The organism is Alteromonas aquimaris (assembly GCF_026183695.1).
Taxonomy (GTDB): domain Bacteria; phylum Pseudomonadota; class Gammaproteobacteria; order Enterobacterales; family Alteromonadaceae; genus Alteromonas; species Alteromonas aquimaris.
Genome location: NZ_JAPFRD010000009.1, coordinates 245,667 through 265,444, shown reverse-complemented (window position 1 = coordinate 265,444; position 19,778 = coordinate 245,667). Strand labels below are relative to the sequence as shown.

At 45.1% G+C, this 19,778-nt stretch carries 22 protein-coding genes (1 of these 22 only partly in view); 12 read left to right on the top strand and 10 right to left on the bottom strand.

Features of this window, described 5'->3' with window-relative positions:
* Window positions 1–1,231, top strand: the end of a protein-coding gene (locus OPS25_RS07375; RefSeq protein ID WP_265617027.1) for a FimV/HubP family polar landmark protein. The gene continues 2,450 nt to the left of window position 1, outside the view; only the last 1,231 of its 3,681 coding nucleotides appear in the window; its start codon lies beyond the left edge, outside the window; the stop codon is at window positions 1,229–1,231.
* 159 nt (window positions 1,232–1,390) lie between these two features.
* Here OPS25_RS07375 and OPS25_RS07370 read toward each other — a convergent pair whose 3' ends face one another.
* The 4 genes from OPS25_RS07370 to OPS25_RS07355 form a co-directional block, all read right to left on the bottom strand.
* The gene (locus OPS25_RS07370) at window positions 1,391–1,807 is read right to left on the bottom strand and encodes a hypothetical protein (RefSeq protein ID WP_265617026.1); all 417 of its coding nucleotides are present in this window, start codon (window positions 1,805–1,807) and stop codon (window positions 1,391–1,393) included.
* 67 nt (window positions 1,808–1,874) lie between these two features.
* Window positions 1,875–2,378, bottom strand: coding sequence for a GNAT family N-acetyltransferase (locus OPS25_RS07365; RefSeq protein WP_265617025.1), 504 nt, complete (start codon window positions 2,376–2,378; stop codon window positions 1,875–1,877).
* Between the two features lie 44 nt (window positions 2,379–2,422).
* A complete protein-coding gene (locus OPS25_RS07360; RefSeq protein WP_265617024.1) occupies window positions 2,423–2,803 on the bottom strand; it encodes a hypothetical protein in 381 nt (126 codons plus the stop codon).
* Window positions 2,804–2,809: 6 nt separating this feature from the next.
* Window positions 2,810–2,947 carry a hypothetical protein gene (locus tag OPS25_RS07355; RefSeq protein WP_265617022.1) on the bottom strand — a complete coding sequence of 46 codons (138 nt, stop codon included), beginning with the start codon at window positions 2,945–2,947 and terminating at the stop codon, window positions 2,810–2,812.
* Window positions 2,948–3,113: 166 nt separating this feature from the next.
* On the opposite strand from OPS25_RS07355, the gene truA reads away from it, so the two are divergent.
* The 6 genes from truA (at window position 3,114) to purF (ending at window position 8,953) form a co-directional block, all read left to right on the top strand.
* Window positions 3,114–3,908 carry a tRNA pseudouridine(38-40) synthase TruA gene (gene truA, locus OPS25_RS07350; RefSeq protein WP_265617020.1) on the top strand — a complete coding sequence of 265 codons (795 nt, stop codon included), beginning with the start codon at window positions 3,114–3,116 and terminating at the stop codon, window positions 3,906–3,908.
* A 123-nt stretch (window positions 3,909–4,031) separates the two neighbouring features.
* Entirely contained in the window at window positions 4,032–4,877 is an 846-nt protein-coding gene (gene accD / locus OPS25_RS07345; protein WP_265617018.1) for an acetyl-CoA carboxylase, carboxyltransferase subunit beta, read from the top strand.
* Window positions 4,878–6,143: a bifunctional tetrahydrofolate synthase/dihydrofolate synthase gene (folC, locus tag OPS25_RS07340; protein ID WP_265617016.1), complete on the top strand. Its 1,266-nt coding sequence runs from the start codon at window positions 4,878–4,880 to the stop codon at window positions 6,141–6,143.
* 21 nt (window positions 6,144–6,164) lie between these two features.
* Window positions 6,165–6,749, top strand: coding sequence for an SPOR domain-containing protein (locus OPS25_RS07335; RefSeq protein WP_265617015.1), 585 nt, complete (start codon window positions 6,165–6,167; stop codon window positions 6,747–6,749).
* 179 nt (window positions 6,750–6,928) lie between these two features.
* Complete coding sequence (locus OPS25_RS07330; protein WP_265617013.1) at window positions 6,929–7,417, top strand: CvpA family protein; 489 nt, start codon at window positions 6,929–6,931, stop codon at window positions 7,415–7,417.
* A gap of 15 nt (window positions 7,418–7,432) precedes the next feature.
* Entirely contained in the window at window positions 7,433–8,953 is a 1,521-nt protein-coding gene (gene purF, locus OPS25_RS07325) for an amidophosphoribosyltransferase (RefSeq protein WP_265617011.1), read from the top strand.
* 121 nt (window positions 8,954–9,074) lie between these two features.
* Here purF and OPS25_RS07320 read toward each other — a convergent pair whose 3' ends face one another.
* Entirely contained in the window at window positions 9,075–9,674 is a 600-nt protein-coding gene (locus OPS25_RS07320) for a Yip1 family protein (protein WP_265617009.1), read from the bottom strand.
* Window positions 9,675–10,205: 531 nt separating this feature from the next.
* Here OPS25_RS07320 and miaE point away from each other — a divergent pair.
* On the top strand, window positions 10,206–10,997 hold the full coding sequence (gene miaE / locus OPS25_RS07315; protein WP_265617008.1) for a tRNA isopentenyl-2-thiomethyl-A-37 hydroxylase MiaE: 792 nt from the start codon (window positions 10,206–10,208) through the stop codon (window positions 10,995–10,997).
* Between the two features lie 79 nt (window positions 10,998–11,076).
* Window positions 11,077–11,634 (top strand): hypothetical protein, encoded by a 558-nt coding sequence (locus tag OPS25_RS07310; RefSeq protein WP_265617007.1) that lies wholly within the window; start codon window positions 11,077–11,079, stop codon window positions 11,632–11,634.
* Here OPS25_RS07310 and lpxH read toward each other — a convergent pair.
* On the bottom strand, window positions 11,618–12,358 hold the full coding sequence (gene lpxH, locus OPS25_RS07305; RefSeq protein WP_265617006.1) for a UDP-2,3-diacylglucosamine diphosphatase: 741 nt from the start codon (window positions 12,356–12,358) through the stop codon (window positions 11,618–11,620). The genes OPS25_RS07310 and lpxH overlap by 17 nt on opposite strands.
* A gap of 53 nt (window positions 12,359–12,411) precedes the next feature.
* Window positions 12,412–12,909: a peptidylprolyl isomerase gene (locus OPS25_RS07300; RefSeq protein WP_265617004.1), complete on the bottom strand. Its 498-nt coding sequence runs from the start codon at window positions 12,907–12,909 to the stop codon at window positions 12,412–12,414.
* Between the two features lie 150 nt (window positions 12,910–13,059).
* On the opposite strand from OPS25_RS07300, the gene cysS reads away from it, so the two are divergent.
* Both cysS and OPS25_RS07290 read left to right on the top strand, forming a co-directional pair.
* A complete protein-coding gene (gene cysS, locus OPS25_RS07295; RefSeq protein WP_265617003.1) occupies window positions 13,060–14,436 on the top strand; it encodes a cysteine--tRNA ligase in 1,377 nt (458 codons plus the stop codon).
* 35 nt (window positions 14,437–14,471) lie between these two features.
* Window positions 14,472–15,347 (top strand): hypothetical protein, encoded by an 876-nt coding sequence (locus tag OPS25_RS07290; RefSeq protein WP_265617002.1) that lies wholly within the window; start codon window positions 14,472–14,474, stop codon window positions 15,345–15,347.
* Between the two features lie 10 nt (window positions 15,348–15,357).
* Here the strand turns inward: OPS25_RS07290 and OPS25_RS07285 are convergent, their stop codons facing one another.
* The 3 genes from OPS25_RS07285 to gloB form a co-directional block, all read right to left on the bottom strand.
* The gene (locus OPS25_RS07285) at window positions 15,358–16,383 is read right to left on the bottom strand and encodes an ion transporter (RefSeq protein WP_265617001.1); all 1,026 of its coding nucleotides are present in this window, start codon (window positions 16,381–16,383) and stop codon (window positions 15,358–15,360) included.
* Window positions 16,384–16,390: 7 nt separating this feature from the next.
* Window positions 16,391–18,064 (bottom strand): lytic transglycosylase, encoded by a 1,674-nt coding sequence (locus OPS25_RS07280; protein ID WP_265616999.1) that lies wholly within the window; start codon window positions 18,062–18,064, stop codon window positions 16,391–16,393.
* A gap of 64 nt (window positions 18,065–18,128) precedes the next feature.
* On the bottom strand, window positions 18,129–18,920 hold the full coding sequence (gene gloB, locus OPS25_RS07275; RefSeq protein WP_265616997.1) for a hydroxyacylglutathione hydrolase: 792 nt from the start codon (window positions 18,918–18,920) through the stop codon (window positions 18,129–18,131).
* An 86-nt stretch (window positions 18,921–19,006) separates the two neighbouring features.
* On the opposite strand from gloB, the gene OPS25_RS07270 reads away from it, so the two are divergent.
* The gene (locus tag OPS25_RS07270; protein ID WP_265616996.1) at window positions 19,007–19,771 is read left to right on the top strand and encodes a class I SAM-dependent methyltransferase; all 765 of its coding nucleotides are present in this window, start codon (window positions 19,007–19,009) and stop codon (window positions 19,769–19,771) included.
* Window positions 19,772–19,778: the final 7 nt, after the last annotated feature.

Genomic DNA, 19,778 nt, shown 5'->3' with positions numbered 1-19,778 from the left:
TGAAACACTTGAGCAGGCTGACGACATTACAGAGGAAGTAGCCCCGGATATTGAAGATTCTGTGCGAGAGCCAGAAGAGGACAGCTCGGGCGAGGAAACAGCGGCGCAGGAAGAAGAAACACTTGAGCAGGCTGACGACATTACAGAGGAAGTAGCCCCGGATATTGAAGATTCTGTGCGAGAGCCAGAAGAGGACAGTACGGGCGAGGAAGCAGCGGCACAGGAAGAAGAAACACTTGAGCAGGCTGACGACATTACAGAGGAAGTAGCCCCGGATACTGAAGATTCTGAGCGAGAGTCAGAAGAAAACAGCTCGGGCGACGAAACAGCGGCGCAGGAAGAAGAAACCCCTGAGCAGGCTGATGAAAGTACAGAGGAAGTAGCCCCGGATACTGAAGATTCTGAGCGAAAGCCAGAAGAGGACAGTACGGGCGATGAATTAGCGGGACAGGAAGATGAATCGCCCGAGCAGGCATTGGCAAGTGAGGAGATTGAGAGTACTGATCCTCTCGACGCTGCGTTGGAAGAATTTGATCGTCAATTAATAGATGATATCCCATCGTTTGCTGAATCTGGCGGGGGCGACAAACAAGACTTTGATGACAGTCTGCTTGATGAAGCTCTATCTGACATAGATGAGTTTGAACTGGAACAGGAACAAGATGGTGTTGTTGTTGACGATAAAGCAAGTAATGCAGAGTTTGATGAGCTTGAAGATGTTCCTGGTCTTGATGATTGGTTAACCGGTGATAAAAAGTCTGATAACGAAATTTTAGATGAACTGGAAAATTCAGAGTTTGATGAATTACTTGGTTCTATGGAAAAGGAAGACGATGAGTCCCAACAGTCATTACAGCTTGAAAATCCTGATCTGGATCTGGATGCACTGTTAACTGATACATCCGAAGATGAATTAGACGAAGACAAAGAGGAAGATTACCTCGACGTTGAAACGTTGCTCAACGAAAGCATGGACGAAGAGGGAGAAGACAAGGATGAAGCCCCGCTGGATCTAGACGTGAGCTTATCTGATTTCACGGGTGTCAATGATGATGATGAAATGGTTGATATCGATAAGGATGCGGGTCAAAGCGCTAATCTCGATCTTGCTTTGATGTATATCGAAATGGATGATACACAATCGGCTAAAGAACTTCTGCAGGAAGTCATCGAGAAAGGATCTCCTGAACAACAGCAAGAAGCGAAGACAGTACTTGCATCACTAGGCTGAACTAGTACACCTCCGCTATCCTCCGGATGAAAGTAACGCTATCTTTCGGTAGAGAATATCGACATCCTCCGCGCAAAATAATGTCATCCTCCGCGCAGGCGGAGGATCCTCATCAGGCTGAACTAATACACTTGCGCCAGTTCTCGGTGGTAAATAATGTCACTGTCTAGAACTTGCTTCATCCATAAACAAGGTGGCGTCCTCCAGAATGGATTCCGCTTTTTCCAATAATTCCATAATTGACTCGCTGCATATCAACTTATGGTGTAGTCCGTGCTCCTTTAACGCATGGGCAAAAATTTTTGCTGAAGTATTTGAGGTAAGTACTAGCAGTGCCTGACAATTGTGCTGCAAAGCTTGTTGCAGCAACTCTGCTGCGGCGTGCGCAGCGTCGGGTGTAACACCTTTGGACTTATCGGGGATGGAAATTAAAACCCAGCGATCAAGCTCTGCTACTAACGAGGTAATATACCCTACGCAACGTTTCACATCGTTTTCGTCGTAATAATTACTGCCAATTTCTAATATGACATTTTTACGACGAAATATGCGGGATTTTGGTCGCGTTTCCTTCATAACTTACTTTGTTGGTAGGTACTATTAGTAAGAATAGCCGTCGATTTGAAAAGTGAAAAGGAAAAAATCAATGTGAGTTAGGCAGTTGAGCCTGCCAGTAACCTACATCTTGCCACGAACCAAATTTAAAGCCCACTCCCTCAAAATGCGCTACTTTTCGCATTCCCATTTTTTCATGCAGAGAAATGCTTGCTTCATTGGGAAGCGTTATTACAGCAATACACGAACGCGTTGCTGTGGATGATAACTGCCTGAATAATTCCTGATAAAGCGCTTTGCCGTAACCCTTACCCTGTTGGTCGGGTGAAAGGTATATCGTCACTTCTACGGTGAATCGATAGGCACTGCGCGCCTTCCATTGGGTCGCATAAGCATATCCCATCACTTGGAATTCACTCTCCAGCACCAACCAAGGTAATTTTAAAGAGCTAACTCTATCCACACGTTGCTGTATCGCTGTTTTGGAAACAGGTCGTTCTTCAAACGTGAAAACAGTGTTTTCGACATAATAATTATAGATATCAGTTATCTTAGCTATGTCGGGGGCGGAGATTTTTCGTATAGTACTCATCGTGAATGCCGTTGATTCGTAAAATATTTTTTAATATACGGTGGCTATTGAAGAAATGCTTGTTCCTGCTCCATGCTGCATTCTTCTACTGAACGGGTAGTCCCCGATTTATTGGTCACCCAGCATTCGTCATAAATAGAGCAGTAACACAGTTCAATTGCTATGTCTTCATCCAGCTTCATAACAACGGGAAATTGGTCACCTTTATATTCGAAGGGTGTCACGCTATGTTCAGCAGGTAGTGTAATACCATTAATATGCGTTTGAGAAAAATGTCTAAATTCTGGAATATCAGCCCATCTTTTTATGTAAGTAGAATCGGAACTCACTTTTACATATTTTATCAGCGCAGGTCCGGTACCCTGGTTGCTAACAATATAGGAAAAGGTCTGTATGCCATCGTCAAAGCTTCTTGCTATCTGCAAAGATAGTCATACCGATGCTCTGGCATAGGCTCTGCCAACGTAAGCTGAGTACACTGAAACGCCCGCCGTGATTAACCCTATGAATAAAGCGGAAAGCGCCACCATCATTTCAGGTTTTTTAAACCATGGGTTATCCGTTTCCACATTAACTCCTTTTGACTGCATTTTACGCGTAGATTGTTGCTAACAAAATACAGGAGTATTAGTAACCTATCTACCTTCCAATGAGTATTTAGGCTTAAAAAATTTGAACTTACTTAGAAACCCTTTAAAATTACCCTCCTCGTAAAATAACAAGTAAGCAGTGATAATGGGGCGAATTGCCTTAGGCGTCGAGTACAACGGTGCTTCACAATATGGCTGGCAACGCCAGCGGGACGTTACATCCGTTCAGGAGCATGTAGAAAAAGCGCTCTCTACCGTGGCAGCAACGACAATCGAAGTAACCTGTGCCGGGCGCACTGATGCCGGAGTTCATGCAACTGGTCAGGTGATCCATTTTGACTGTGAGGCTAAACGCCCCCTGCGCGCCTGGACCTTAGGAGTGAATGCAAACCTACCGGCAGAAATGGGTATTACCTGGGCGCAAGTGGTCGCGGACGATTTTCATGCCCGTTTCAGCGCTATTTATCGTCGCTATCGCTATATCATATACAATGACAAGTTGCGCCCGGCAATATTACAGCAGGGCCTAACCCATGAACATCGGCCATTAGATGCCAATAAAATGCACCAGGCCGCTCAGGCGCTAGTAGGTGAGAATGACTTTAGCTCTTTTCGCGCGGCGTTGTGTCAATCAAAATCGCCTTTTCGCAATGTGACGCACGTTAAAGTTGTTCGAAGGGAGCGTTTCGTAATTATTGATATTCAGGCCAATGCGTTTGTTCATCACATGGTACGCAATATTGCGGGCTCCTTAATAGAGGTCGGCTGCGGCGCGCAACCTGTGGAATGGATTGCTGAGCTTTTAGCGAAAAAGGATCGAACTCAGGCAGCCGCTACGGCTAAACCAAACGGGTTGTATCTGGTAGAGGTTGGATACCCACAGGAATATAATTTACCTATGCATCAGATAGGGCCATTATTTCTACCAGACAACTTCTAAGACCAGTTTTGTTTTTTGCATTTTTTTGTAATGTGGTCTAATAGCGCGTTATAGTGATGTGTTATTAAAGATAAGGTTTTTATTTGACTCCATTTTCGGATCAAATTGACTAAGGAATATTCAATGAGCTGGATTCAGAAGATTTTACCGCGCACCCAAACCTCGACAAAAGGCAATGTGCCAGAGGGTGTGTGGACAAAATGTTCTTCCTGTCAGGCAGTTCTGTATAAAACAGAATTAGAAAAACTGTTAGAAGTTTGCCCTAAGTGCGACCACCATATGCGCATTAGCGCTCGTCGGCGTATCGATAGCTTTCTGGATAAAAATGACAGAAAAGAACTCGGTAGCGACTTAGAGCCTCAGGATGTATTGAAGTTTAAAGACTCTAAAAAGTATAAAGATCGTATAGTATCTGCACAAAAAAGTACTAATGAGAAAGATGCATTAATTGTTATGCAGGGCAAGTTAAAGGGCATGCCAGTGGTGGTTGCCAGCTTTGAGTTCGCATTTATGGGCGGTTCAATGGCGTCGGTGGTAGGGGCTCGCTTTGTGGCCGCCGTAAACGCCTGTATCGAAAATAATATGCCGTTGATCTGTTTTTCTGCCAGTGGTGGCGCGCGCATGCAGGAAGCATTGATGTCTTTGATGCAAATGGCCAAAACCTCGGCTGCGTTAGCTAAACTAAGCCAAAAAGGCTTACCATATATATCGGTGATGACTGATCCAACAATGGGTGGAGTATCCGCAAGTTTAGCCATGTTGGGTGACATAAATGTGGCCGAGCCTAAAGCTTTAATAGGTTTTGCCGGACCACGGGTTATTGAACAAACTGTTCGTGAGACGTTGCCACCGGGCTTTCAACGCAGTGAGTTTTTGTTAGAAAAAGGTGCCATCGATATGATAGTTGACCGCCGCCACATGCGTGATAAATTACACGGCCTGTTAAGTAAATTACACCGTCCAAATTAAGTGAATTCTACATCATCTGCCGCTGCTCAGCCTAAAAGAACGCTGACGCAGTGGCTTTCCTATTTAGAGTCTATCCACCCTAGTACTATCGATATGGGACTGGAAAGGGTAGAGGAAGTCGCAGGTAAGCTATCCCTGGATTTCTCAAGCTCAACCGTCATCACCGTAGCGGGTACTAATGGTAAAGGCACTACCTGCCGATTTATTGAACTAGCCCTGCTAGGACAAAACAGTACTGTAGGTGTCTATAGTTCGCCCCACCTCATCGATTACCGTGAACGGGTTCGCATTAATGGAGAACTTTCTCCCGAGCAGGATTACATCAGCGCGTTTGAGCAAGTGGAAGCGGCGCGAGGGGAGGTCAGTCTAACTTATTTTGAATTTGGCACTCTGGCTGCTTTGGTGATGATGCAAAAAGAAAAAGTCGACTACGCCATTTTAGAAGTGGGGTTAGGTGGTCGGCTTGATGCGACTAATATTATCGATGCTGACATTGCCGTGGTCACTAGTATTGGGCTCGATCATCAGGACTGGCTGGGTGAGACCCGTGAAGAAATTGCCGTGGAAAAGGCGGGCATAATGCGTAAAGATGCCGTAGCTATTATCGGTGAGCCAGAACCTCCTCATACCCTGATCGATTATGTGACACGGCTAGAATGCAAATCTCTCTGGGCTGGATGTGACTTTACCTATGCATCTGAAGCAAACGGTTGGCAATGGCAGTGTGAACATATTCTGCTCACCCACTTAGCGCCTACTTCTTTTCTATATCAGAACGTCAGTACCGCACTAGCGGTGTTACACCAGCTAGGCAGGCTTCCGCAGGAGCCTGTTTTAAATGACCTGTTGGCGTCTGCCACCTTACCCGGAAGGCGACAGCGGGTGGCTTGTCAACCTGACGTATATCTGGATGTGGGCCACAATCCACAGGCGTCGGGGGCGATGAAAAGCTGGTTAGCAGACTTGCAGGCAGAACAGGTTCATTTTGTGGTTGGCATGCTTAAAGATAAAGCAATTGCGGATACACTGCTGCCTTTATCGATCTTTAAGGGGGAGTGGTACTGTGCAAACCTGCCTGGGCCAAGGGGGGCAGATGCCAAATTTATCCGCTCTGCTTTGCCTGCCGACGCGCAGCATAATGCGACTTGCTATGACACAGTCACTGACGCATTCGCTTCCGCTAAGAAAAAAGCGCAGCCAAATGATATTATTTTGGTGTTTGGCTCTTTCCTTACGGTGGCAGATGTATTAGTTTTGCATTGTTAAGTAGTATCAAAGGAGCAGCAGGTGGCATCGGCACTGCAAAACAGACTTATCGGAACGGTAATCGTAGTTGCCTTAGCCGTCATTTTTTTACCCGATTTTCTTGATGGTAAAAAGGAACGTAAATCCGAAACGTTCGCAGAAATACCGGCACCGCCGGCGCGTAAGCCAATTGTTAATCCCGAACCCTTTCCCACTGAGCGGGTAGAGAAGGCTGTACAACGTCCTATCGAAATTGTTAGCGAAGAAGCTGTTGACGACATCGCTGTCCATTCGCAACAGGTAAAAGAGCAAACAGTCGAAAGTGTGGATGAAGACGATTTAGCGAAACAAACTGTGGTAGAACAGCCTGAAGCACATGATGATGGTGCTGGCTGGGTAATTCAACTGGGTAGTTTTCGCCATCAAAAAAACGTTCGTCAACTACTGACAAAGTTGGAAAAAGCCGGTTATCGCGCTTTCAGTCGTCCCATTCAAACCAGTTCTGGGCCGTTGACAAAAGTTTTCGTTGGCCCCGATTTACAAAAAGCGAAACTCGAAAACGCTATCCCTCATTTACAGGAATTGACGGGTCTTAAAGGAAAGGTTACCACTTTTAAGGTCGATTAAGATTTGCTTAACCGGGCGCTTGGTAGCAACAGAAACCAAGCCGTAGGTGAGGTATGTGTCAGAAACAATATGTAATGTATTTCAAATTGGTAATACCTTGCGCTTCTGTTAGAATACGCGCCATCTCAATGCAGGGCAGAAGGTTGTCGCATCAGATTAGATGTCAGACCAGGTAATATATGAATTGGGTCGACTTATCCATATTAGGCATAATTGCGGTTTCTACCTTGATCAGCTTAATGAGAGGCTTTGTTAAAGAAGCGGTTTCTCTGGTGGTCTGGTTTGCTGCGCTGTTTATTGCCAGTCAGTTCTATGCTGACCTAGCCGTCTATTTTACGCGAATAGATGATCAAATTTTAAGAAACGGCGCAGCGATCGCTGTTCTTTTTATAACAACACTCATACTTGGCGGTTTAGTTAATGTGGCGCTTGGACAACTTGTTCAAGTGTCAGGATTAACCGGAACAGACCGCGCACTTGGCCTCGTTTTCGGCGCATTACGCGGCGTACTTATTGTCAGTGCATTACTATTTTTCTTGGATACATTTACGCCAGCTGCACAAGCGCAGTGGTGGGGGCATTCATTGTTAATCCCCGAGTTTACAGTGATTATTGAGTGGTTTTTCGAATTTATGAAGGATGGCTCGAGTTTTTTAACGTCGGTTTAAGTAGGTAACGAAAAGATGTGTGGTATTGTTGGAATCGCGGGTAAAACCCCAGTAGCGCAGTCATTGTACGATGGCTTGACTGTTCTTCAACACCGAGGCCAGGATGCTGCCGGTATCATTACCATTGACCAGAATATTTTTAATTTGCGCAAAGGTAATGGGCTGGTAAGAGACGTTTTCCATACGCGTCATATGAAGCGTTTGAGCGGTCATTTAGGAATTGGGCATTGCCGCTATCCTACTGCGGGAACATCAAGTTCCGCAGAAGCTCAACCTTTTTACGTAAACTCTCCTTACGGCATTGCGTTTGCGCATAATGGAAATTTAACCAATTCTCACGACCTGCAGGAAGAAGTATTCCGTAAGGCACGCCGTCACATTAATACCACGTCAGATTCTGAATTACTGCTTAATATTTTCGCTCATGAGCTTCAATCATGTACGGAAATGACGGTGTCACCAGACGATATTTTTGAGGTAGTGACGCGCGTACATAAAAAGATTCGAGGGGCTTACGCAGTCGTTGCCGTCATAATCGGACAAGGGCTGGTCGCGTTCAGAGATCCCAATGGAATTCGTCCACTTGCATTAGGTAAACGTATTACCGAGATGGGCGAAGAGTATATGGTAGCCTCAGAGAGTGTGGCCCTTGATGCAGTAGGTTTTACCTTTGTACGCGACGTTGCGCCTGGCGAAGCGGTGTACATCACTGAGCAGGGACAACTGCATACCCACCAGTGTTATGAAAAGCCCAACACATCTCCGTGTATTTTTGAATTTGTCTATTTTGCCCGCCCTGATTCTTTTATCGACGGCATTTCCGTGTATGCTTCTCGCGTAAACATGGGGCGCAAATTGGGCGAAAAAATAGCGCGTGAATGGGCGGATAAAGAAATAGACGTAGTGATACCTATTCCCGAAACATCCATGGATGTGGCATTACAAATAGCCAATACCTTACAACTTCCCTACCGTCAGGGATTTGTGAAAAACCGCTATATTGGGCGTACTTTTATTATGCCGGGTCAAACCATGCGTAAAAAATCAGTACGGCGTAAACTAAACGCTATTTCGTCAGAATTTAAGGGCAAAAACGTGCTGTTGGTAGATGACTCTATCGTGCGTGGGACCACTTCAAGCCAGATTATCGAAATGGCCCGTGAATCCGGAGCCAATAAAGTCTATTTTGCCTCTGCAGCTCCAGAAATTCGCTTTCCTAATGTGTATGGCATTGACATGCCCTCGGCCAATGAGCTGATTGCTTATGGACGTGAAATAGACCAGATTGCGGAATTGATTCAGGCGGACGGATTAATTTTTCAGGATCTAAAAGATTTGGTCGAAGCGGTTCGCGAAGAAAACCCCGATATCTCCCAGTTTGAAACATCGGTGTTTGATGGTAACTACATTACCGCTGATATTGACCAACAGTATCTGGAGAAAATCGACTTGGCGCGAAGTGAAAAGTCCAGACAAGCGCCGGTCCTGCAGGCCGAGCTGAGTAACCTGGATATGCATAATATGGATAGTGATTGAATTTTATCTGCGCCAAGGATGGTAGAGGGTGATAAAAAAGGCCGCGATTAAATTGCGGCCTTTTACTTTTTACTTTTTACTTTTTACTTTTTATTGTGTGAGGGTAAAGAGTATGTACGGCTTAATGCATATAAACGGGTCCGAAACCCATGCTCCATAAAATAACTGAACTGGCCATTAAAATAACCAATAAAACCAGGCCACAGGTGACCACTGAACTGGAGTAAATAAAGCCCTTATCTTCCGGCATATGCATCAAAATAGGCACACCCGAATAGAGCAGGTAAACCGAATAAGAAAGACCTGCCAGGCCCACTGTCATTACAAACCATAACACGGGATAAAGCGCAGCAAAACCAACCATGAATAGGGGCGTAGCGGTATACGCAGCCAATTCAAGCGATTGTGTATAGGTAGGTTTCACTTCAAAGGCATTGGCTAGTTCATGAATAAGGATCGCCAGCGCAATAACACCCACAATTAAACCAAAATACAAACTTACTGCCATCGTCAATGCGCTGGATTCGGTAAGTTTGATAACATCGCCGGCCCCAATCCGCCAACCTAAATGAGCTGAAGCATAATAGCCCACTATAGCAGGGATGAGTGCAATAATTGCAATATGACTTAACGCGTAAAAATAGCTTTCATGCTTTCTGTCAATTGTTTGCCACTCTTCTTTTGGATGAGTGTAGATGCCGACCAGATGATTTAAAATCATTAACTTACCTCACATACTGACTCTACAACGAAACTTGTTGATTTTTTGTTTTAGAGTTAACAAATTGTTTACAATTTAATATGCAGCATACGTGGTTAATCGTCAATCATTTTGTTCAAAAAGCCATCACATTGAAAGTTAAACGAATATGCGGACTATAGCGATAATGCATTAATGAGTGATAAGTGATAAGTGATAAGTGAAAAGTGATAAGTGAAAAGTGACCTGCTCAGAAATAATGGTATTCATCTAATCAGGTCAAGTTGGTCAAAGGGAAACGCGACCAGGGCCCTAAGCCAATGTAAGGATGAGTAGGGAAATTACTTTAATTTCGTCTGTGCACGGGTTTTTCCATTTTTGTACTGCGCCATTACTATTCGATTGAACCCCACCAAACATCCATAACGTTGGCATGTCAATATAGGACAAATTTTCGCGCTTAGTGAGTGCCCCTCAGTGAATATTGGTATGATTAGCTTGAAGTAGGTTATTTAGGTAAAATATCCAGCTATTTGAGCAAGAGCCTGACCAATGCAAAAACTTGTACTCGACCAATTATTAGCGCCAATCAATGCATTTTTGCAATGCCCGACTCCACAAGCATGGATTGACAAAGCGCGGGAGCCTAAACAACTCGAATCGCTGTTGATTGATCACTGCAATTGTGAATTAAAAGCCGCGCAAACCGCACTGATGCTAATTCGAAGATATGCAGTTGACGAGCAAAATGCAGCGGAATTACTCGCGTGGCTGAAGCCATACGAAGATTACGTATACAGGCAGGTAGGGGACGGTAAGTTTGATGGTAAGCATAGTGGCCTGAAAAAAATGATCTCTGCCAATGGGTTGCATCCATATGGTGATGATCTTGTCGAGAAGATGGTGTTATTGATAAAAGAAGAATTGCATCATTTTCAACAAGTTCTCGAAATTATGCAATCTCGCGGGATTACTTATACCAATGTCTCCGCGGGTCGATACGCACGAGGCATGATGCGGCAGGTGAGAACGTATGAACCACAGGCGTTGATTGATAAACTGATCTGTGGTGCTTATATCGAAGCACGCAGTTGTGAACGTTTTGCCAAACTTGCGCCGTACCTTGATGACGAATTACAGAAGTTTTATGTGTCGTTACTGCGTTCAGAAGCCCGTCATTATCAGGACTATCTTGCGCTGGCAAGACAGGTAGCCGGGGAGGATATCTCTGCACGGGTTGCGTATTTTGGAAAACACGAAGCACAACTGATAAGCACGCCTGATCATGAGTTTAAGTTTCACAGTGGGGTACCCGTTGTGACCGATGCGGTTATGACAGGATAAGCAAGGTAGGGGTCAAATAATGAACTTTTTTGCCCTTCTAACATATTGTATAAAAAGGATTCCGTTATAAAAGGTGCGTATGTCATTACCAAAACCGGTTGCACCACCTCGAAATCTTATTTGGGAATATTTACTCTTCTTTTGCACCGGCGGGTTGTATAGCATGCTATGGATGCGTTTGATTGCGCGAGATTGTCATCGTATCTGCGGAAAACCTAATACGCCTATGGTTTGGTTGTTGGTTCCACTCGTTGCACCTGTACAGCCATTTATGTTGCCTCAACTTTTTGATGCAATTAGACAATGCGAGAAACACCTTAGCCTTCGCAGCTGGCCAGCCAGCATAGATTATCTGTGGATGACGGTCACTTTTGGCGGCTCGCTTTATTTTTGGTTTGCGTATGTTTTTGACTCCACAATAAAAGCGGACCTGGTGGTTTTTATTGGCTGGATCACTTGGTTGCTTCTACTGCATAGCAGAATGAACCGAATTCGCAGACGCAAGAAACACGAGCCGATGATGCCGCGTTACGCAGGATATAATGTGGTGGAATGGGCCACAGTGGCATTATTTTTACCCATTCTGCTTACGCTGTTTTCCTGGTTATTTTATTTTGCCACTAATCAGTCGATGTAGTAGAAAAATCTCTTTTCTCTAATAAAAGCTCCGTTGGCGAGACTTTTAAAATACTGCCCTGCTCATACCAGTCACCCAACACCACTCTTGTTGCCGGTTTGCCATTCACCTTCAACGTGTGAATGTTTGGCCGGTGAGTATGCCCGTGGATTAACCGCTGTACCGCATACTTCTCCATCACCTTGACCACTTCCTCGGGGGTGACGTCCATTATTTCATTGGTGAGTTTTTGTTGCTTAAGTTGACTTTTTTTACGCCCATCTTCGGCTATTTTGCGTCGGCACCATAAAGGCAGCGCGAGCATAAGTTTTGGCCACCACCAGCTGCGAGACTTGCGGCGAAACTTTTGGTATTCCACATCCAGCGTACACAGCTCGTCACCGTGAGTAAGCAGAGTTTGCTGACCATATAAGTCAATCACAAATTGCTCTGGTAATAATGTCATCCCTGCTTTTTCTGTCCAACCTCTACGGATAGCAAAGTCGCGATTACCGTGAATGAAATATATTGGTGTACTTTTGCTTAACGTTTTAAAGGCGGCGGCGATAGTTTCATTGAAGGAGGTAATGTTGTCATCACCAATCCACACATCAAATAAGTCGCCCAACACGTAGAGGGCATCCGCTTTTGGCGCGTCAGTGTTGAGAAACCGAAGCAAGCAGCGGGTTATATCCGGGTACGCTTCGCTCAAGTGAAGATCAGAGATAAAGTAAGTGAAATTCATTCATATACACACAAAAAGAGGGGCTATCGCCCCTCAGCAATACAGAGAAAATCTTATTCGTCGTTAATGGTTATTTTTTCAATAACCACCGGCTTGATTGGCACGTCCTGATGAAAACCATTGTTTTCCGTACCCACGGTGCGGATTTCATCAACTACATCCATTCCTTCAGATACTTCTGCAAAAACACAGTAGCCCCAGCCATTCATCGATTCGCTTGAAAAGTTCAAAAAATCGTTATTTTTTACATTGATAAAAAACTGTGCGGTGGCAGAGTGAGGATCGTTAGTGCGGGCCATTGCCAACGTGCCCCGGTTATTTGAAAGACCGTTGTTGGCTTCGTTTTTAATGGGGTCCTTCGTCGATTTTTGTTGCATATCAGCAGTAAACCCACCGCCCTGGATCATGAAATTATCAATTACACGGTGAAAGATGGTGTTGTCATAAAAACCTTCTCGCGCGTAATTTAGAAAATTTTCCACAGTTTTGGGCGCTTTGTCTTTGAACAGCGTGATGGTGATGTCACCGTAATTCGTTTCTAACGTAACCATAAATGGACCTGTCAGTGAAGCTAAAAGCAATATGTTAGCCTAAAAGTGCAGGGAGTTAAATTCGAAGAATAGAAAATGGCTATTTAATTGTGACCTGCATTCAAGACAGTGATAAACTTCGGCGCAACTTTATTTATGAGGAAAATCACCATGCTACACCTTTATGACACCTTAACCCGTGAGAAAAAGCGCTTTGTGCCGCTGCAAGAAGGGAAGGTGGGCTTATATGTGTGTGGTATTACCGTGTATGACGTGTGTCATATGGGGCACGGTAGAACTTACCTAAGTTTTGACGTATTAGTGCGCTATTTACGCCACTTAGGTTATACGGTGAATTACGTCAGAAACATTACCGATGTGGATGACAAAATTATCAAAAGAGCGGCAGAGGAAGGTATCTCTCCTGCCGAATTAACGGCTAAAACCATTGCGATGATGCATGAAGATTTTGCTTCAATTGATTTGCTTGAGCCAAACGTAGAGCCTACGGTAACGGGGCATATGCCCGAAATCATCGACATCATCCAAACCTTAATTAACAAAGGGTTCGCTTATCAGGCGAGAAATGGGGATGTGTTGTTTGATGTAAGTAAATATGAGAAGTACGGAGCGTTAAGCAAACAAAATCTTGAGCAATTGCAATCAGGTGCGCGCGTGCAAGTGGCCGAAGATAAAGATGATCCAATGGATTTTGTATTATGGAAGTCAGCAAAACCTAACGAAATCTTCTGGGCGTCTCCCTGGGGTAACGGGCGTCCTGGTTGGCACATCGAATGTTCGGCAATGAATTCAAAGCATCTTGGCCATCATTTTGATATCCACGGCGGGGGGGCAGACCTGATCTTTCCCCATCATGAAAATGAAATCGCCCAGTCCTGCTGCGCATATGACACCCAATACGTTAACTTCTGGATGCACGGTGGTATGGTGCAGGTTAATGACGAGAAAATGTCAAAATCGCTAGGTAACTTCTTTACCCTGCGCGATGTGGTGAGACTGCACGATCCCGAAACTGTGCGTTTTTTCTTGCTGAGCGCACACTATCGTAGCCAGCTAAATTATGATGATGAAAGTATTCATCAGGCGCGGGCATCGCTTGAGCGCTTGTACACCGCTTTACGAGGGGTGGTGCCTGAAACGGGTATTGATTTAAATTATGCGGGGTATTTAGCGCGCTTCGAAAGAGCCATGAACGATGATTTAAATGTGCCTGAAGCGATGGCTGTGTTGTTCGATGTGGCCCGTGAACTCAACAAGCAAAAATCTGATCCCGCCGAAGCGGCTAAGCTGGCAGGCGTATTAGTGGGGCTTGGATCTGTTTTAGGTATTCTTCAATCTGATCCCGACAACTTTTTGCAGGCAGGCAGTGAAGACGACGCCGCTGAAATCGAAGCATTGATCAAAAAGCGTAATGATGCCAGAGCAAGTAAAGACTGGGCTGCAGCCGATGCCGCTCGCGATGCATTGACTGCCAAAGGTGTAGTATTAGAAGACGGACCAGGTGGCACAACCTGGAGACGTCAGTAGGTTTCGGCTACGCTTAGAATTAACATAAGGAAACAGTGGATGAAAATGACGACATGATACGTTACGCTATTCCACTGTTATTCTTTATTGGAACCTGTGCTAAGGCGCAAGGTATTTCGATAGATATCGGAACCTATCAGGATCACCAAAAAGCGATTCAGTTAGCCACCACGCACGATGATTGCCCTTCATTGGAACAGGTTAATTTAGGCGAAAATCAGGTTCTAGCAGAGTACATGATTTTTTGTCATGCCCTAAAACTTTCTCCCAATACTTACCAAATCTCACTTTTATCCTATCCGAATAATGGCCGTATGTTGAATGATGTAGAAGATAGCCGTATCGAGGGCACCGCCATTGGGATCTGGCGAAATGAGGCGAGAGAAAATATACTGGTTATTTCACCGGCACTTCTTCGCAACAACGAATTTGAAAAAGGCTTGTATACGACGAAAGAGGTGTTAGCCAATACGGTGCATCGAAGCCAGTTAAATACATCGATGACCCTCGCTAATCAGAACTGGTACCACGATTGGGAGATTATGAAATGTGCGGGCATGAAGCTATTGCATGTAAGTTCGTATGAACAAATGTTCAATATGATTAAACTGGGTCGGGGAAAATTTGTGCCTATTACGTTTGGCCCAAATGCAAATCTGGAAAGAAACCAATTTGGTGTAGCGCTTTACCCTTTTCCAGACCTCAAATTGGTGTTTGCCGATTCGACACATTTTGTTATCAATGGGAAAAGTGAAAAAGGGAAACAGCTACTGGCTGACTTGGCGTTAGGATTAGCTCAACTTAGAGTTAACGGTGATATTGAAAATGTCTATCGGCGTATAGGAATAATTAATCCCCGTGTGGCGCAGTGGAAACCCTTAAGCTGTCAAGGCGCTTCGGGGAGACATTGATGTTAGAACCTCATTCTGGCCGATCTGGGATGGCCTGTTCTTTTTTCACCAGCTCTGACTTCCAGCGTTGTTGGGCGACGTGAGATTTCACTAGCTCAAGGCATTCGTTAATAATCATTAACACCTCCTTGTCCAGCACATCTGCGGTCGGCGTGTATTCCTCTAACCCTGCATTAATAAAACCGTCCACGCGATCGGCATCAATGTCTGAGAGCAGGTTAACCAGCGATTGCGTTACGATGTCGGTAACCGCGCTTTCCAGTGTTTTTTCGATGGTTTTCCCTACCACAGGGACAAAGGTCAGGGTACTGACCTGAGCGTTACTTTTTACTGCTTTGCCAACACTTTTACTGACATGTTGACGAATCGCCTCACCATTGTCGCCGTGATGAATGGTTTGTCCTAAATGATTTAATACACCTGCTAGCCACTGTGTCAATACCGGGCGGCGAGGTGCTAATACGCGTCTACCTATATCATCAACCAGCGGAGAGCCCGCTGCGATATCTTTTTGTGCGTCAGTAAGGACCTTTACGACGATGCGGTCGGAGAGCTCTTCAACAAACACATCATAGTAAAAGGTAAAGAAGCGAAAAATGGCGGTTTGGTTTAGATCGATGATTTCGAACTTGTGCAATCTGTGCAGAATAGAAAAGATCCGTAAGAAGCGGAAGATCCGTGTTGCGCCAAGTGGAATGAGACCCACTAAGTCATACCAATGCAAGAAAGGATAAAAGTACCAGCGTAAATGTTCCTTGCGAACGATTGAAACTATCCAGCGAAAACAAAACTCAACAAAGAAAATGCTGATAAACACCAGGTCCACCAGAATGAAATTCCGGTGGATGGGGGCATAGGCTGCTTCAAATCCAGGGGTAAGCTTTTCAAGCTGATGATTGACAAACTCTGTGCCATACAACCCATCAAACAGCAACCAAATCAGGTTGATAGTCAGCAATCCGAGCATGACAATATCGAGGATAAACCAAGGAGTCTCGTGACTATTGCGTAAATTTGCCCAGTTTATCCTTAACATTGTGCTCCTAGCTTACGTTTTTTAATCGGGTGACATCTACATGCAAAGTTAACTTTTGGCCTGGTTGCAGGTAACGGCTTTTTTGTAAATCATTCCACTTGCGAATGTCATTCACTTTTATATTAAATTTTGACGCGATGCGGGAAAGCGAATCACCTTTTCTCACCGTGTAAGTGAGCTTTTTCATGATGGCGTCGCTTTGTGTGTCATTATCATCCAGCCAGATAGCCAGTGTCATGCCAGGGCGTAAGGTATCGATAGGGGCCATACCATTCCACTTAGCCAGTTTTTGTGTACTCACTTTATACTTGCGGCCAATATCCCACAATGTGTCGCCCGACTGCACCGTGTAGGTGAATTTTCGATCAGCCCGCTTGCGGTTCTGTGTGGTCGCTAAGCGTTGCTCTTTAGACAGGGTGTATGCCGATAATTCTTTTAATGCCACAGGTACCAGCAGGTGTTCACCTGCGCGAATAACGTTGGAAGTTAAATTGTTAACCTTTTTAATAATTTGCGCGGTGGTGTGATACTGATGAGCGAGCTTCAGTAGGCTGTCACCGCTTTTCACTTGGTGGCGAACCCAGTTGAGACGTTCGTTTTGGTCCAGTTCGTTAAGCCGCTGCGCAAAGCTATCGGCAATTTCTAATGGTAATACCAGATAATGTGGACCGTCGGGATCGGTGGCCCAGCGATTAAAGCCCGGATTGAGTGCCTGCAGCGCTTCCAAATCCATTCCCGCTAAATCTGCCGCAAACGCTAAATCCACTTGCGAATTAATATCTACTACATCAATGACCGCCACGTTTTCCACTTCGGGCCATGAGAAATTGTATTTATCCCGTTGTTTGAGGATATCCGCTAACGCCAACAGCTTCGGGACATAGGCCCGGGTTTCGCGAGGTAAATCCAGTGACCAGAAGTCAGTCGGTTTACCCGCCTTGGCATTGCGCTTGATAGCACGTTTTACTCGGCCTTCACCGCTATTGTAGGCGGCCAGGGCATGCAGCCAGTTGCCGTCGAACATATTGTTGAGGTAATTCAGATAATCCAATGCGCCTTGGGTTGAAGCGATCACATCCCGGCGGCCGTCATACCACCAGGACTGATGAATGCCAAAGCGTTTTGCGGTACTGGGAATGAATTGCCACATTCCTGCCGCTCTGCCATGGCTATATGCAAAGGGATCAAATGCGCTTTCCACGATCGGTAGCAATGCCAACTCTAATGGCATATTCCGGTTTTCAATTTCCTGGGTAATAAAGTACAAAAAAGGGCGTGCGCGATTAGTTACGCGAGACATATATTCTGGGTGTTTTAAATACCAGTTGCGCTGAACATTCACGCGGTCATTTTCGGGGATGTGGAAAGTAAGCTGGTTACCGATGCGATCCCAGACATTGGCAATGAACACAGCTTCTGACTCTTCAGAAGCGGGTTTTTTGTCGGTTTTTATTTCTAGCGCTATTTCTTCCTGAGGGTGGATAACTTCAATCACGCCTTCGCGGGCTAGTTCACAATCGGCCTCTTCTGAAATGGTGGTATTGGCTACCTCACAGGCTACTTTTTTGCCTTGTTTATTTTGGTTTAATGAGTGAGTTTCGACTACTTCTGTTGATGCGCATGCTCCGAGTAAAAGGGTGGAGACCAGCGCAGAAAGTAGGGAGAACTTGCTTTTCAACATGACAATAACGCCCCGTACTGATACTGCAGAACCGGTATTGTACGTATTACAGCCCAATATTGCATCAAAACTTATCTTTCCACGTGCGTAAGGTGGCAAATACGGCGACCTCGTCATGTAAAGTGTGTTCGCTTTTTGCTTGGGCTGACGATCTGACCTCTTCCTGCTCGCATCGTAAAAACGGATTCACCGCTTTTTGTGTTGCGATATCAGAAGGTAAGGTCGCTTTATTTTGCTCACGCTGTTGATTGGCCCACATTTCGTAGTCGTGTAAAGCTTGATTATTCGGCTCCACTTTCTTTGCAAACTGGATATTAGCTACCGTATATTCGTGCGCACAATATACTTTGGTATGACCAGGCAAACGTTTGAGCTTACTCAATGAATGCGCCATTTGCTCAGGAGAACCTTCAAATAAGCGACCACAGCCAGCAGCGAACAGGGTATCCCCACAAAATATAGCGCCGTGACCATAAAACGCAATATGATCCAGGGTATGACCGGGGATCTCCATCACGGTAAAATCACATTTTATGATGGGCAACCGCACTACATCACCTTGCGTTACACTTTTCGTAATCCCCCGAATATGCGAGCCTCTTGGGCCAATTACGGGTATCGCTGGGCGGGTAGAAGTTAGCCGGGTAATGCCTCCGGTGTGATCATGGTGATGATGGGTAATTAAAATGGCCGCCAGCTTAAGGTTATTCTGTTTCAGAAATGCCAAAACTGGTTCTGCATCACCCGGATCCACCACCACTGCATCGTTACTGTTGTGCAGACACCAGATATAATTATCCGTAAAAGCGGGAATAGGCGTTACACTGACATCATTAGGTAAAGTTGAAGTGGACATAAGCCCCCGCTTGAGAAAACCAAATTATAGGATACTATAGAAATTTGATAGCCCTTGTGCAATAGAATGGATCAGCCACTATTTTAATGAAATCTGCTTTTCAAAAGCGAGAGCCTCGCTATCCTGAAGGATGGGAATTACTGCCGGCAGGGGACATGGTCAAACAAGCGGTTCAGGATGTCTGCAATGATTACAGTCAACGGATATTCGGTTACCACTTTGTCAAGCTGGGTAGCTTAAGTTCACAAATTACACTAGCGAAGTGTCCCATTACCCATCAGATCAATCATACTGCAACGCAACATGCATGGTCGGGGGTGGTAGGACAGTCTCATCAGTTACCTTATTCTGAAAACAGCGTCGACGGTTTTTTGCTGGCTAACGAACTGGATTTTGTTCAGGATCCGCATCAGGTTTTACGGGAAGTTGACCGCGTAATTAATCAAAATGGTTATGTCATTATTAGTGGATTTAATCCGCTGAGCCTGACAGGGGTGGGTAAATATCTACCTTTAAAGCGCGGTAATATTCTGCATGACGCTCGATTCTTTACCAGTTCCCGGATTAAAGACTGGTTGCAACTGTTGGGCTTTGAAATAGTCGAACAACGTCAGGTGCTGTTTTCCATGTTATTTTTTAATTACAAGAGTCAGTACCCATCGAAATTGCAAAAGTGGCTCAGTCATTACTGCCCGTGGTGTAGCTCTGTATACATCATTTTGGCTAAAAAGCGGGTTTATCCGATGACCACCATCAGACCTAAATGGAAATTACAGCCACAGTTCAACCCTGTTGGGGCCAGTATGCGTGAGGGCACGTTTTCACCGGTCATCAAGCGCAAAAAACGCTAGCAGGCGA

Excerpts from the sequence above, each read along its gene's own strand:
- OPS25_RS07370 (WP_265617026.1), bottom strand. The coding sequence starts at position 1,807 with ATGAAGGAAACGCGACCAAAATCCCGCATATTTCGTCGTAAAAATGTC.
- OPS25_RS07365 (WP_265617025.1), bottom strand. The coding sequence starts at position 2,378 with ATGAGTACTATACGAAAAATCTCCGCCCCCGACATAGCTAAGATAACT.
- truA (WP_265617020.1), top strand. The coding sequence starts at position 3,114 with ATGGGGCGAATTGCCTTAGGCGTCGAGTACAACGGTGCTTCACAATAT.
- accD (WP_265617018.1), top strand. The coding sequence starts at position 4,032 with ATGAGCTGGATTCAGAAGATTTTACCGCGCACCCAAACCTCGACAAAA.
- OPS25_RS07330 (WP_265617013.1), top strand. The coding sequence starts at position 6,929 with ATGAATTGGGTCGACTTATCCATATTAGGCATAATTGCGGTTTCTACC.
- purF (WP_265617011.1), top strand. The coding sequence starts at position 7,433 with ATGTGTGGTATTGTTGGAATCGCGGGTAAAACCCCAGTAGCGCAGTCA.
- OPS25_RS07320 (WP_265617009.1), bottom strand. The coding sequence starts at position 9,674 with ATGATTTTAAATCATCTGGTCGGCATCTACACTCATCCAAAAGAAGAG.
- miaE (WP_265617008.1), top strand. The coding sequence starts at position 10,206 with ATGCAAAAACTTGTACTCGACCAATTATTAGCGCCAATCAATGCATTT.
- OPS25_RS07310 (WP_265617007.1), top strand. The coding sequence starts at position 11,077 with ATGTCATTACCAAAACCGGTTGCACCACCTCGAAATCTTATTTGGGAA.
- lpxH (WP_265617006.1), bottom strand. The coding sequence starts at position 12,358 with ATGAATTTCACTTACTTTATCTCTGATCTTCACTTGAGCGAAGCGTAC.
- OPS25_RS07300 (WP_265617004.1), bottom strand. The coding sequence starts at position 12,909 with ATGGTTACGTTAGAAACGAATTACGGTGACATCACCATCACGCTGTTC.
- cysS (WP_265617003.1), top strand. The coding sequence starts at position 13,060 with ATGCTACACCTTTATGACACCTTAACCCGTGAGAAAAAGCGCTTTGTG.
- OPS25_RS07285 (WP_265617001.1), bottom strand. The coding sequence starts at position 16,383 with ATGTTAAGGATAAACTGGGCAAATTTACGCAATAGTCACGAGACTCCT.
- OPS25_RS07280 (WP_265616999.1), bottom strand. The coding sequence starts at position 18,064 with ATGTTGAAAAGCAAGTTCTCCCTACTTTCTGCGCTGGTCTCCACCCTT.
- gloB (WP_265616997.1), bottom strand. The coding sequence starts at position 18,920 with ATGTCCACTTCAACTTTACCTAATGATGTCAGTGTAACGCCTATTCCC.
- OPS25_RS07270 (WP_265616996.1), top strand. The coding sequence starts at position 19,007 with ATGAAATCTGCTTTTCAAAAGCGAGAGCCTCGCTATCCTGAAGGATGG.